10 protein-coding genes are annotated in these 13,987 nt (G+C 45.2%); 9 read left to right on the top strand and 1 reads right to left on the bottom strand.

All coding sequences use genetic code 11. The annotated features are described in order from the left end of the window. The first annotated feature begins 5 nt into the window (after window positions 1-5). The 6 genes from ACPUEK_RS00715 to ACPUEK_RS00740 all read left to right on the top strand — a co-directional run bounded on the left by ACPUEK_RS00715 (window position 6) and on the right by ACPUEK_RS00740 (window position 9,103). Complete coding sequence (locus ACPUEK_RS00715) at window positions 6-1,208, top strand: ABC transporter substrate-binding protein (RefSeq protein WP_425641929.1); 1,203 nt, start codon at window positions 6-8, stop codon at window positions 1,206-1,208. Further along, window positions 1,205-5,056 carry a response regulator gene (locus tag ACPUEK_RS00720; RefSeq protein WP_425641930.1) on the top strand — a complete coding sequence of 1,284 codons (3,852 nt, stop codon included), beginning with the start codon at window positions 1,205-1,207 and terminating at the stop codon, window positions 5,054-5,056. The genes ACPUEK_RS00715 and ACPUEK_RS00720 overlap by 4 nt, the downstream gene beginning before the upstream one ends. A gap of 14 nt (window positions 5,057-5,070) precedes the next feature. Then, window positions 5,071-6,138, top strand: coding sequence for a response regulator (locus ACPUEK_RS00725; RefSeq protein WP_425641931.1), 1,068 nt, complete (start codon window positions 5,071-5,073; stop codon window positions 6,136-6,138). Between the two features lie 134 nt (window positions 6,139-6,272). Continuing rightward, a complete protein-coding gene (ahpC, locus tag ACPUEK_RS00730) occupies window positions 6,273-6,830 on the top strand; it encodes an alkyl hydroperoxide reductase subunit C (protein WP_067215486.1) in 558 nt (185 codons plus the stop codon). 202 nt (window positions 6,831-7,032) lie between these two features. Beyond that, a complete protein-coding gene (gene ahpF, locus ACPUEK_RS00735; protein WP_067215488.1) occupies window positions 7,033-8,580 on the top strand; it encodes an alkyl hydroperoxide reductase subunit F in 1,548 nt (515 codons plus the stop codon). Between the two features lie 142 nt (window positions 8,581-8,722). Continuing rightward, on the top strand, window positions 8,723-9,103 hold the full coding sequence (locus tag ACPUEK_RS00740; RefSeq protein ID WP_425641932.1) for an MAPEG family protein: 381 nt from the start codon (window positions 8,723-8,725) through the stop codon (window positions 9,101-9,103). A gap of 35 nt (window positions 9,104-9,138) precedes the next feature. Here ACPUEK_RS00740 and ACPUEK_RS00745 read toward each other — a convergent pair whose 3' ends face one another. Next, a complete protein-coding gene (locus tag ACPUEK_RS00745) occupies window positions 9,139-10,056 on the bottom strand; it encodes a LysR family transcriptional regulator (RefSeq protein ID WP_425641933.1) in 918 nt (305 codons plus the stop codon). A gap of 82 nt (window positions 10,057-10,138) precedes the next feature. On the opposite strand from ACPUEK_RS00745, the gene ACPUEK_RS00750 reads away from it, so the two are divergent. The 3 genes from ACPUEK_RS00750 (at window position 10,139) to ACPUEK_RS00760 (ending at window position 13,948) form a co-directional block, all read left to right on the top strand. Beyond that, complete coding sequence (locus ACPUEK_RS00750; RefSeq protein WP_425641934.1) at window positions 10,139-10,975, top strand: phytanoyl-CoA dioxygenase family protein; 837 nt, start codon at window positions 10,139-10,141, stop codon at window positions 10,973-10,975. Window positions 10,976-11,067: 92 nt separating this feature from the next. Beyond that, a complete protein-coding gene (locus ACPUEK_RS00755; RefSeq protein WP_425641935.1) occupies window positions 11,068-11,463 on the top strand; it encodes a DUF3465 domain-containing protein in 396 nt (131 codons plus the stop codon). Window positions 11,464-11,626: 163 nt separating this feature from the next. After that, window positions 11,627-13,948 carry a methyl-accepting chemotaxis protein gene (locus ACPUEK_RS00760; protein ID WP_425641936.1) on the top strand — a complete coding sequence of 774 codons (2,322 nt, stop codon included), beginning with the start codon at window positions 11,627-11,629 and terminating at the stop codon, window positions 13,946-13,948. The last annotated feature ends 39 nt before the right edge of the window (window positions 13,949-13,987 follow it).

Here is a 13,987-nt window from a genome sequence, read left to right on the forward strand (position 1 = left end):
TTTTTGTGCGCGTTTATAACGCTTTGTTTGCGGCTACTTCGATCATTACACTGCTCTGTATTCCGCTTATCAGCAAAGCAGAAGATATCCGCTTAGGCTTCACTGGCCCTTTATCCGGGCCCAGCGCGCTGCTCGGCCATCAGCTAGTGAACGGAATTGAGCTTGGCTTAAAACGCTTAAATACCAACAAAGAGCTGCCTTTCACCGTCTCTCTTATTGCAAAAGACGATGGTTATGAGCCTTCTCGTACCGTTCCAATTATTGAGAAAATGGTTGAAGACGATAATATCGTAGGCTTAATCAGCAGCGTTGGAACACCAACCATTGTAGCGGCCATTCCCACGTTAGTAGAACTTCAGCTCCCTCTTATATCGCCTTTTACAGGCAGCAGTATGCTGAAAAGTAGAGGCGTGAGTTCGTTAATATTTACCCATCGCGCCAGCTATCAAAGGGAGGTTGCTTCACTGGCAAAGGTCGTTGCTCAAGAGTTCAATATTGCGCCGAGTGATATGGCCATCTTCGCGCAAAAAGACAGCTATGGAGAGATCACTGTGCGCAGCCTAATGAAAGCTCTAGCGCACTACGGTCTTGAAAATTCCAGTGATATTCTGCGAGTCGGCTATACGCGTAATAACCCATCAACGGAGGAAGCCACCGCAAAAATTTTGACCCACATCCCACAACCCAAAGTAATTTTCTTAATCAGCACCTATCCCGCTGCGGCTGACTTTATAACGTCATTAGACGAAAATGGCGTATCACCGTTATATGCGGCCCTTTCGTTTGTCAGTCATGACGCCTTAAGTCAGCGAATCAAGCATACACAGGCAAAAATTTTATCAACCCAGCTTCATCCGTGTCATAACGATCTAAGCGACCCTCTCGTTAAAGATTTCTTAGTGGATTTTGAGCGATATGGCTCCACCGAAACGCCAACGTCTGCCATTTTAGAAGGCTATATTGCGGTACGACAAGTTGAACAAGTGTTATTGTACTTCCGCCCAAGCCGAGCCCCCACTCGAGCAGAGTTCCTAAGCTATCTAACGCAATATCAACGGTTACATAAAAACACCGAAAAACACGTGGTCGAAAACACTCTGCTGAGTCAAACTGAACTACCTATTTGGTTAGAATTAAAAAACCATAAAACTGGGCACACTTATTGCGGAGACACATTACCGTATGAGTTTTTAAGAGGTAGCCTATGAGTAAATCGGGACAAGCACAGTCTTCAGTAACGCCACTTGTGTGGCTTTTGGCACTGTTTAGTCTTTTGTCGATTATCATTGGGGCCTCCATTTTAATTAGTACAGCTCAAGACCTTCGTAATCAACAACAAAACCTGCGAGCCCGACAAGCCGCCATGTTAAGTGCCGTGTCAGAACTACGTGAGGTCGTCCCCTCCCAGCGCAATCGCCTTCGTCAAGCACTGCTAGAAGACACTAATCTAGAGTATTTAGACCAAAACCTTGAATCCCGATTTAAAAGTGCCACGAGTATGCTGATTCAGTCTGCACAAGAGAATTCAGAGATCGCTAAACTAGGACGTGCTCTGCAAGCCCGTGGAAAGCAAATCGAGGAGTTAAACAGTCAAGTCAACATCTGGTTTGATGCCCAAAAACAGGTTCTAACAGACTCAGAGCGCAACAACCTACTGACGCGTGCACAAGAAAAAACTAGGGCACTTACAACGCTACTAAAAGCGCTGAATAGCCGTTCACGCCTACAAGAAGGTGTTTTACTCTTTAAATACCGCAATGCAGAACAAACGGCGGATAAAAGTGCGATTAGCAAAGAGTATATGACACTTCGCTCGAATGCGATTGAGGGCTCTTTAACGACAACAGTCGAAGACATTCTGACGTTGGAAATGGTCATCAGTAGTTTACCGTTCACAGCAACGCAATCGATGCTCTATGATCAACTTAATAACCGAGTATCGCCAACATTTGAGCGACTCGACTATGCCATTTCTCAAACCGAATTCCAGTTCCCCATGTACTATAAAGCACTCTCTAAAGAGTCGAGTGATCTTAAAAACTTACTTTATGGTGAAGGTCACTACATTAACGATTTATACAACCTTGAGCTGGGATCTGGTGGTCTGTTTGGTGAACGATTCGCGTTAATCGCACTGGAAACGCAACGCAAACAAATCAACAACCAAGTAGAAGCCATTTTTTCACCTTTAGCCCGCTTTATTGATCAAATCAGTGAATCGGTGCAATTCGAGACTCACAACCTAGAGACACAAATTGAAGAGCAGCTGACGCGTTTAAGCACCTCAATTTTATGGATCAGCGGCATCACCGTCTTCGTAATCATACTTTTATCTTGGGCCATCTCTAAGCGTGTAAAGCGCCAGCTATCCAAACTTCTAGAAAGTGAAGACCGCTTTCGTTCAATGTTTGAATCGTCCCCTGATCCTGCTTGGATTGTTAGAGACCGCGCTATTATTGAGTGTAATGATGCCGCCGCCAGCACCCTGAAATACCCTTCTACAGACATGTTATTACAGCTAAACATGAGTGACTTGTCACCTTTCTCACAGTCCGATGGGCAGCAATCACTAAATAAACTGGCGCTATTAGAAGAACAAGTGTTCGAACAAGGACACTTTTATCAAGAATGGGTATTTAAAGACTTAGACAACGAACTAGTCTATGCAGACATGACCATGATCTCCGTTGTTCTCGATGACAGTCCGGCGATCATCTGCACGTGGCGCGATATCTCTGAACGCCATAAATATCAACTGTCCTTGCAATCTTATAAACGTAAATTGGAAGAAGAAATTGCAGAGCAAACCCAAGAACTGCAAGAAGCCAAAGAAACAGCGGAGCAAGCGAGCCGAGCAAAAAGTGATTTTCTTGCCAACATGAGTCATGAGATTCGCACCCCCATGAACTCCATCATTGGCATGTCCTTCCTTGCCTTGAAATCTGGCCTAGATGATCGCCAACACCACTACATACAAAATGTTCGAAGCTCTGCAGAATCTCTGCTTGGTATCATTAATGACATCCTCGACTTTTCAAAAATAGAAGCAGGCAAAGTAGATTTAGAAACAGAGCCGTTCTATTTACAGGACGTGCTCAACGAAGTGGCCAATATTTTGACCATTAAAGTCGATGAGAAAGATCTTGAACTGGTGTTTGATATCGACACGCATTTACCACAGGTCTTCCAAGGAGACGCCACGAGACTGCGCCAAATTTTACTGAATCTGGGTAACAATGCCGTGAAATTCACCCGACAGGGGGAAATTGTCATTCGTGCTCGCTATGTAAAACACATGGCCGACAAGATGGAAGTACATTTTTCTGTCTCCGATACGGGCATCGGGATCAGTGAAAAGAACCAAAAGCATCTGTTTCACTCTTTCTCACAGGCAGATTCCTCAACCACTCGACGCTTTGGTGGCACCGGTCTTGGCTTAGCCATTTCTAAGCAACTGGCCGAATTAATGGGCGGTACAATTTGGCTGGAAAGCCAAGACGGTGGCGGTAGCACTTTCCATTTCACCGTTGTATTGGATCGAGTCGAAGACGAAATCCCATTGTGTTATGGCAACTCTTCTTTGGACATCACTAGAGTATTGATTGTTGATGACAACGACACGGCCCGCGATGTTTTAAAAAGTTGTGTTGAAGATATTGGACTGATTTGCGATGAAGCGGCTGATGGCTACGAAGCATTAGAAATGATCGCTCTCGCCGATCAAAATAAAGCGCCATATGAGCTGGTACTGGTCGATTGGAAAATGCCTGAATTAGACGGTGTCGAAACTTGCCGTAGAATCAGTCATGTACACAACCTTAAATTGCCAACCATGATTATGGTGACCGCCTATGGACTGGATAGAGTCAAACAAGCGGCTTCTAACGTGGATATTGCGGGGTTCTTAACCAAACCCATCACTATTTCTAGCTTATTTGACACCATCGCTGAGAGCCTCGGTATTGAACGCCTAACAGGGCAAGACACGCTGAGCGCTCCATCACCGGTAACGAGCTACTATAATCTGCACGGCGCCTCCATACTCCTAGTGGAAGACAATGAAATCAATCGGGAGCTGGCGGTAGAACTGCTTTCGCAACAAAACATAAAAGTAGACATTGCCGTCAACGGCCAAGATGCACTGACTAAATTAGAAAACAATACATTCGATATGATCTTGATGGACTGCCAGATGCCAGTCATGGACGGTTATCAAGCCACACGTATCATCCGACAAAAACCAGAGTATGCGACACTCCCGATCATCGCCATGACCGCAAACGTTCTGCAGCAAGACATTACTCGAGCCATTAACGCTGGCATGAACGACCACATAGCCAAACCGATAAATTTAGAGCGCATGTTTAGCACCATGGACCGCTGGATGCCTACTGAAAAAGTAAACGCTGAAATAACGGTTGTGGGCATTGAAGCGCCAACACACACGACTCACACAACTGAACTGCCGGTCTCAACTAACATCGATACAGTCACGGGGTTACAGCACACTCAAACCTTAGCCCTGTACATTCAATTGCTTAGGCGATTTAGAGTCAATCAAGCCGACTTTTCGATGCAACTAAGTCATCATTTAGAGCATCAAGAGTACGAAGATGCGACTCGTCTAGCACACACGCTAAAAGGAACAGCGGCTACGCTTGGCATGAATTCGTTAGCGACATTGGCCGCGGAACTAGAAGCCCAAATGGAACAACATGATCCATCTTCAGAGACCATTGCTGGCGTAAACGCCGAATTAAAGACTATTCTTAACACTTTGGATACGTGGCAAAACCAAGTGAGTGAGACAGTCGTCTCTGACACAAATATCGAGTTCATCAATAATGTTGATAAGCGTAAACAGCTTGGAATACTGGCAGACTATATAGAACAAAATCTGTCTGAATCACGCGAGCTTGCTGAATCGCTCGTACCACAGTTTAAAAACGTAGAAGAAAAGGACTTGATGGGTGCCATCAGCAATGCCGTCAACGTCTATGACTTTGAAAGAGCGGCAAAACACTTGGATGCTCTAAAAGCACGTATTGTAGATTGAGTGAGTTATTCATAATGGTAGAAACCGATGTAAGTCATGCCTCAAAGCAGGACTCTGAAACACGACAAAAACCCACATTATTAGTCGTGGACGATATTCCAGAAAACATTGACGTTCTGGTTGCATCGCTACGGGAAGATTACAGCATTAAAGTAGCGCTCAATGGCCCTAAAGCCCTAGCCATTGCGCAAAAATCTCCGAAACCAGACTTAATCTTGCTTGATGTAATGATGCCTGATATGGACGGCTACGAAGTCTGTCGCCTATTAAAAGCAGACCCAACTACTGCCAATATTCCGGTTATTTTTGTCACGGCCAAGCATGATGTTTCTGATGAAGAACGAGGCTTCTCGCTCGGCGCCGCCGACTACATCGTCAAGCCTATTAGTCCGCCTTTAGTCCGAGCACGTATCCGTAATCAACTAGCGTTATACAACCAAAACCGCCAGCTTCAAGAAATGGTAAGAGAACGCACGAAAGAACTGCAGGCCAGCAAGCTACGTATTATCCACCACCTAGGTCGCGCCGTTGAGTACAAAGACAACGAAACTGGCGCTCATGTCATTCGTATGAGTCATATATCGCGCTTAATCGCCGAACAATATGTTGATGATCCTGAGTGGGTCGAACGCATCTTCCATGCTTCACCGATGCATGATGTCGGCAAGATCGGTATTGCCGATGCGATTTTGCTCAAACCAGGACAGCTGGACCAGCATGAATGGGAAGAAATGAAAAAGCACACGTTATTTGGGGCTGAGATTTTGTCCGTCGAAGGCGATCCACTATTTGATATGGCTCGCTCTATTGCTCTAACACACCATGAGCGCTGGGATGGCAAAGGTTACCCTGCGGGTTTAAAAGGTGAAGACATTCCTCTCGAAGGCCGCATCGTGGCTTTAGCCGACGTGATCGATGCGCTGCTTTCAAAACGTCCTTATAAAAATGCTTGGTCCACCGAGCAAACCTTCAACTATGTTCAAGAGCAAAGCGGCAAACACTTTGACCCCAAGCTTACCGAGATTGCTTTAGATTTGAAGGTTCAGATTACGGAAGTGCGGTCGCAATATCCTGACGAATAGCTTTTATTAATTCCTAATAGTTTTTTTTTATCTTAGTTTTAGTAAAACACAATTTCATTTCGTCACATCGTCCCCATATTATAGACACTGTTGGTAACGCAAACAGCGAACACACACTTACTTAGGAGATAAACATGATTAACACTCAAATCAAGCCATTCAACGCAACAGCATTTAAAGCAGGCGAATTCGTAGAGATTTCTGAAAAGGACGTGCTAGGCAAATGGGCCGTGTTCTTCTTCTACCCAGCAGACTTCACGTTTGTTTGCCCGACTGAGCTTGAAGACCTTGCAAGCAAATACGACGAACTAAAAGGTATGGGTGTAGAAGTATTCTCTGTATCGACTGACACTCACTTCTGTCACAAAGCTTGGCACGACACGTCTGAAGCGATCGGCAAAATCAACTACTACATGGTAGGTGACCAAACTGCAACGATCACTAGCAACTTCGGCGTTCTACGTGAAGGTCAAGGCCTTGCAGACCGCGCTACATTCTTGATCGACCCAGAAGGTACGATCCAAGCAATGGAAATCACTGCAGAAGGCATCGGCCGTGACGCTGAAGACCTAATGCGTAAAGTAAAAGCAGCTCAATACGTTGCAGCGCACCCAGGCGAAGTTTGCCCAGCTAAATGGAAAGAAGGTGAAGCGACACTTGCTCCATCTCTAGACCTAGTAGGCAAAATCTAAGACGCCTCTTCCTTTGTTGGGCGCTTAGCGCCCAACATCGGGCTTTGCCTTCCAACGCAAGGCGTTAAAAGCCCACAATAATTTTCGAGCCAAGGTACCTCACACCTCCCTCTTCTCTCAAAAAGACAGGTGCTGACCTCTCTCGCCCGAAATTTATAGGCACACTGCATCAGTCAATCTCAACGATACGGATTAAAACATTATGTTAGACGCAAATATGAAACAACAGTTGGGCACTTACCTTCAAAACATCGTTAATCCGATTGAGATTACTGTGTCCGTTAATAACAGCGATAAATCAAACGAGTTGTTAGAGCTCGCTACTGAAATACAAGCATTGAACAGCGATAAAATCACGCTGTCGGTGAATGAAAATCCTCAAGGCCGCGCACCACAAATGTCAGTTGGCCCTAAAGGCGAACAAGCTCGCGTAAACTTTGCCGGCATTCCAATGGGACACGAGTTCACATCACTTGTGTTGGCGCTGCTGCAAGCAGGTGGCCACCCATCTAAAGCGGCACAAGAAACGCTTGAGCAAATTAAGAATTTAGACACTGAGCTGAACTTTGAAGTCTACATCTCATTGTCATGTCACAACTGCCCTGACGTGGTTCAAGCTATTAACTTAATGGCCGTATTAAACCCGAAAGTGACCGCTACCATGATCGACGGCGGTGTGTTCCCAGACGAAGTAGAACAACGCAATGTCATGGCGGTACCTTCTCTATACGTTAACGGTGAACATTTCGGTCAAGGCCGTATGACACTGGACGAGATCCTAAACAAAGTCGATACCGGAGCGAGCGACAAGCAAGCCGCTGCGTTATCTGAAAAAGACCCATACGATGTGCTTATCGTTGGTGGTGGCCCAGCTGGCGCAGCCGCAGCGATCTACGCGGCTCGTAAAGGCATTCGCACGGGTATTGTTGCCGAGCGCTTTGGAGGCCAAGTCGCCGACACCATGGCGATCGAAAACTTTATTTCGGTAAAAGCCACTGACGGCCCGAAAATGGTCGCAAATCTAGAGCAACACGTACTGGATTACGATGTGGACATTATGAAAACGCAACGTGCCGCCCGCATTGAGAAAAAAGAACTGGTGGAAGTAACGCTTGAAAACGGCGCTGTACTAAAAAGTAAAACCATTATTCTAGCAACGGGTGCACGCTGGAGAGAGATGAACGTACCCGGTGAACAAGAGTACAAAGGCAAAGGCGTTGCATACTGCCCTCACTGTGATGGTCCATTGTTTAAAGGTAAGAAAACCGCGGTTATTGGTGGCGGTAACTCAGGTATCGAAGCAGCGATTGACCTAGCAGGTCTCGTTGAGCACGTAACGGTATTGGAGTTCAGCGACACACTACGTGCCGATGACGTATTGGTGAAAAAAGCGAAGTCACTGCCAAACGTTACCATCATCAAAAATGCAATGACCACAGAAGTATTGGGCGATGGTGAGCGTGTAAATGGTCTGACCTACACCGATCGCACTACCGATGAATCACACACAGTAGAGCTAGCCGGAATCTTCGTGCAAATCGGTCTAGTACCGAACAGCGAATTCCTGAAAGACGCAATTGAACTAACGGAGCGTGGCGAAATCGTTATCGACCAACACGGCCGTACCTCAATGGACGGTGTGTTTGCTGCCGGTGACGTTACCAACGTACCCTACAAACAAATCATCATCTCCATGGGTGCTGGTGCAACCGCTGCTCTCGGCGCATTCGACTACTTGATCCGTAACTAACGGAGCAGCGAAAACGCCTCTAAAAACCGGATTCAGATAACTGATTCCGGTTTTTTTATGTTTTACTTTCTCGAACTCTAACCTTGCACTCAAGCATGACAAGCGTACTCTAACCTTCTACCTATGACTCAAGGACGTCCTTATGATCACTCCTATTTATGCAGCATTGCTCGCCTTCCTTTATGTGTTCCTCAGTGCACGTGTCATTAAGCTACGTATGAAATATCAAGTCGGTATTGGCGATGGTGAGCAAACGCTGTTAACTCGCGCTATTCGCGTACAGGCCAACTTTGGTGAGTACATCCCGTTGGCATTACTGCTAGTGTGGATGTATGAAAGCATGAATGGCGCGCCTGTGCTGGTACATATTTTTGGTGCCGCGCTGTGTCTTGGCCGCTTACTCCATGCCTACGGTGTGAGTCAGCAGAAAGAAACGCTAATCTTTCGTCAAAGCGGTATGATTATGACATTTGCCGTACTCATAGTGTGCGCCATCAGCATTTTGCTTAAGTATGTTGGCTAATCCTTATGACCTCATGGCTTCCGATGTCGACTCAACTACTCAGAGCCTACTTGAAGCTCCTCAGCGCAAATCGAGGTGATGTTTTGCCGTAACCATTGATGCGCCTGCGACAGGTGCGTCAATTTGTTCCAGTACAAGTTTAAGGTAAATGCACACTCAAATGGGCAATCCTGAACCAGCATCGAGCCTTTGATCAAATACGCCAAGCGCTCTGGTAAGGTGACGATTAAGTCGTTGCCTGCCATATGCGGTATAAAATTCGATGCGCAAGGCAAGCGCAGCGCAATATTAAGCTCTTCGCCTTGTAGCTCAGGTCGATTCAAATAAAGCGGTTTCCAGCCCCCTTCGTAAGTAATCTCAATATGCTTCGCATTCAAATAATCTTCTAAGCTAATTGGCCTGCCAGCTAAAACATGGCCTGAAGGCACTAAGCACACATAACGCTCCTTATATAATGAACGTTTATACAGCGACTCATAATCGTGCTCCACAGGTGACAGCAATATGTCACTCAGGCCTTGCTGCAATTGCTTATGCCCATTCACATTCGATTGACCAAACAGCAGATGAATATTCGGCGCGAGTGCTCTAAGTCGCTCAACAAGTGGCGGCATAATGACCTGAAGTTCGTAAATATTACAGCTGATACTGATGTCTAAATCGGCTTGACTGGGGGCGAACTCGGTTGGTTGAAATAGACGCGTCATGCCTCGCAGCAACTCATCGATGGTAGGCATAATCTCATGACAGCGGTTAGTCGGTGCCATGCCACGCCCTGAACGAACAAACAATGGATCCGAAAATGCCACGCGCATCTGCTCTAACGTATAACTAACGGTTGGCTGATTTTGTTGCAACGCTGTTGCTGCCGCCGTGATAGAACCTAGCTCGTAAATTAACTTAAGCGTCTTAAGATTTTTCAAACTCAACGAAGAACTATCAAAATTTTCCATACTACATATTTACTTAATCAGGTTATCTGATGCTAAAGCCTAGGCTATATTTTGGTCAACAATAAAAAAAATGGAGAACGAGATGACCGAACGCCAGTTAACCTCAGCAGAAATAGACCAGTATCAACAAGACGGTGTCGTATGCGTACGCAACGCTGTCGACACCAAATGGATTCAGCAATTGACTGAATTTGGTCAACACCAACTGGATCACCCTAGCCAATTGTGTAATGACAACAACTCAGACAAAGATAGCCAGCAAGGTCGTATGTTCACCGATCGCTACTTATGGCGCACAAATGAACTGATCTATCGCTACGCTAAAGAATCCGGCTGCGCGCGTTTAGCAGCTCAAGCGATGCAAAGTAAATCCTCACGTTTTTATTTTGATCACTTACTGATCAAAAAAGCCAACACTTCCGCACCGACACCATGGCATCAAGACGTTCCATATTGGCCATTCAGAGGCCGTCAAATCGCATCGATTTGGCTAGCATTAACCCCTGTCACAGTAAAAGGCAGTGCACTAGAATTCGTGCGCGGCTCTCATAATGATAGGGTGTTCTATTTGCCTGAAGCGTTTGGTACATCTGGCGCCAATGCTGGCTGGACAGGCAAAGGAGAAGGCGTTCCATGTCCTGATATTGAGGCCGACCGCGACAGCTTTGATGTGATTGGTTTCGACCTTGAACCTGGCGATGCGTTGATTTTTTCCGCATGGACATTACACGGCGCACAGGGCAACTCATCTTCCGATCAAGATCGCTTCGCACTGTCCACTCGCTGGCTTGGTGACGATGCGATTTGGGACCCACGTCCAGGAACAGACCCAAGTGTTAATGCTGACGAAGTCCGTGTTCAACCTGGTGAACACCCTACTGATAACGCCATCTTCCCTGAGTTCTATCGTATGGGCTAATAACACTACCTCACTCTAGTGAATTTTGCTTCCTCACTAGAGTGATTATCTACTACTATTGGGCTATCTATATTCCTCAAGTCAACCCAATCATGAAAACACTCGCTCCCTTTCTATTTATGTTGCTCTGCCTATGGCCGTTTCACAGCTATGCAGATGATGTACGCTTGCAGCAAGCGTACCAAGCTCAGCAAAGTGACCTGCAAATTCGAGGCAGTGGGACCGTCATTAACGTATTAAAAGACGACACCAAAGGCTCTCAGCATCAGCGCTTTATTTTAAAGCTAGACAGCGGGCAAACACTACTGGTAGCGCACAACATTGATCTCGCACCACGTATTCCAAATTTGCGCAGAGGCGATACTGTTGAATTTTACGGTGAATACGAATGGAACAACAAAGGGGGTGTAATGCACTGGACGCATCGTGATCCACGTGGTCATCATCCTCATGGTTGGTTGAAGCACAATGACACCACTTATGACTAACGTCGCCACCAGTCGCTTTAAGTCAATATGATCGTTATCAGATTCAAGGTCATTTGTTTAGGCATTCACAAAAATACTTAACGCACTCTAACAAACGTTACATTTCAGCCTTATCAGTAACGTTATGATGGGAACATGTCCACTACCGATGGAGACATGTATTATGTCCATCAAGCTAAAAACAATCCTTATTCTAGTCATTACAACCATCATATCTCTTGCTTTACTAACGACAGTGCTAGTAATGCAAATGAAAAAAGATGCGACGGTCGCACTAGAGCAAGCGGCGGCAGACCGACTCATTGCTATTCGCGAAGCCAAAAAATCGAGCCTTGAAGACTATCTAAATACCATTAATGATCAGCTGCTTTCTGAATCGAGTAGCCCTTTAATCATTGAAGCTACACGGGCGTTCACTCAAGCTTATAAAAACTATTCTTCGCAGACCAATGTATCAAGAGACTCGCAATTTAAAGCGGTTAAAAATTATTATCAACAATCCTTTTTAACAACTTTCAAATACAATAACCCAGGCGAAAGTCTATCCCTAGACCCTTTGTATACTTCGCTAAGTGATTCGGCTCTCGCCCTTCAACAACAGTACATCAGTACTAATAAGCACCCTCTTGGATCAAAGCATTTACTAGACGCTACAGATCAAAAAACAGATTACGATCAAGCACATAGCGCTTACCATCCCTACTTTCGTAATTTCTTAGAACACTTTGGCTTCTATGACATTTTTGTCGTCTCCGCAGAAACAAGTGATGTTGTTTACAGTGTCTATAAAGAAGCCGATTTTGCGACGTCATTGAAAGATGGACCTTACAAAAACTCTGGATTAGCGCAAGCTTATCAAGCGGCGATGTCTCTTGATCAAGGAGAGTCCGCAATCACACAATTTCAGGCTTATCTCCCATCTTATAACAGCTATGCTTCATTTATCGCTAGCCCTATCTTCGACAAAGGGCAACGTGTGGGTATATTAATCTTCCAAATGCCAATTGACGGCATTAACAACATTATGACCAGTAATCATAACTGGCAGCAGTCTGGTTTAGGGGAATCCGGCGAAACGTATTTGGTCAATCAAAAATCCAAAGCGATCACTGTAAGTCGATTTCTCATTGAAGACGCGGACGGTTTTAGCCAAGCACTACGCAATGGTGACACAAGTAATGATGTAGTAAATGCCATCGTAAAACGTAACAGTAATATTGGCTTACAAGCGATTAACACTGAAAGTGTTCGTTTAGGTTTGTCAGGACAAACCGGATATAACATTATCAACGACTATCGCAATGTGCCTGTAATTTCTGCTTTTACACCAGTTCAGTTCAAAGGTTTAAAATGGGTATTATTAAGTGAAATTGACACCGAAGAAGCCTTTGCCACAATAACCGATCTCACTCACAGTATTATTATAAGCGCCCTGATCACACTGACTATTTTCAGCTTACTCGCGGTCTTAATAGGGATTGTTTTTTCAAGAAAACTTGTACAACCCATACTGAACCTAAACCGCATCATACGGAATGTAGCAGACACAAAAGACCTTAGTATCCGAGTACCCGTTCGAGGTAAAGACGAAGTTGCTCAAATCAGTAATAATTTCAATGGCCTTATGGAGGCGTTTGATACCGTTATAAAGGAAATCAAAGGAGCGACAAATGATGTGGATGAATCAGCCAAACATCTAGGCGTCATTAGCGATCAAACTCAACAGAATATGCATCAGCAGCTAGTCGAAAGTGAACAGCTGGCGACAGCAATGAATCAAATGACGGCTACCGTCAACGACATTGCAAGTAATGCGGCGCAAGCAGCCGAGTCGGCTAAAAAAGCAGATGAAGCCACAGCAATAGGTCGTGATAAGTTAGAGCATACAGAGCAACATCTTCAAGGCTTGAACAATGAGATTAAGCAATCCGCCGATATCATTAATCAGCTAAGCAACGACAGTCAGCGCATTGCTAACATTCTTAACGTAATCAGTGACATCTCAGAGCAAACCAACTTATTGGCACTAAATGCGGCAATCGAAGCCGCGCGTGCAGGCGAACAAGGTAGAGGTTTTGCTGTCGTCGCAGATGAAGTCAGAACACTTGCAGCAAGAACTCAAGAATCAACATTACAAATTGATGATATTATTAAAGTACTACAAAGTAGCAGCGAAAAAGCGGTTAATGCTATGACAATCAATGCTCAGCATGCTGAAGAAACAATGAGCCAAGCTCGAACAGTGTGTGAAGCGCTGGATGTTGTCGCAAGTAATGTAAGCAACATGACCGATGTTAATATACAAATAGCCAGTGCGGCGGAAGAGCAGACACTCGTTGCCAATGAGATAAACAGCAGCGTTGATCAGATTGTTCATATCGGTAAAACATCAAACGAAGGTGCAGCCCAAGTTGCTCAAACCAGTCAACAACTTGCGCAACTGAGCCATTCATTAAAGAGCCAATGCATTACCTTTAAATCTTAAACACAACTTATTTGCGTAACGGCTCGCCTAGTGGCGATC

The organism is Marinomonas gallaica (genome assembly GCF_049821165.1).
Classification (GTDB): domain Bacteria; phylum Pseudomonadota; class Gammaproteobacteria; order Pseudomonadales; family Marinomonadaceae; genus Marinomonas; species Marinomonas gallaica.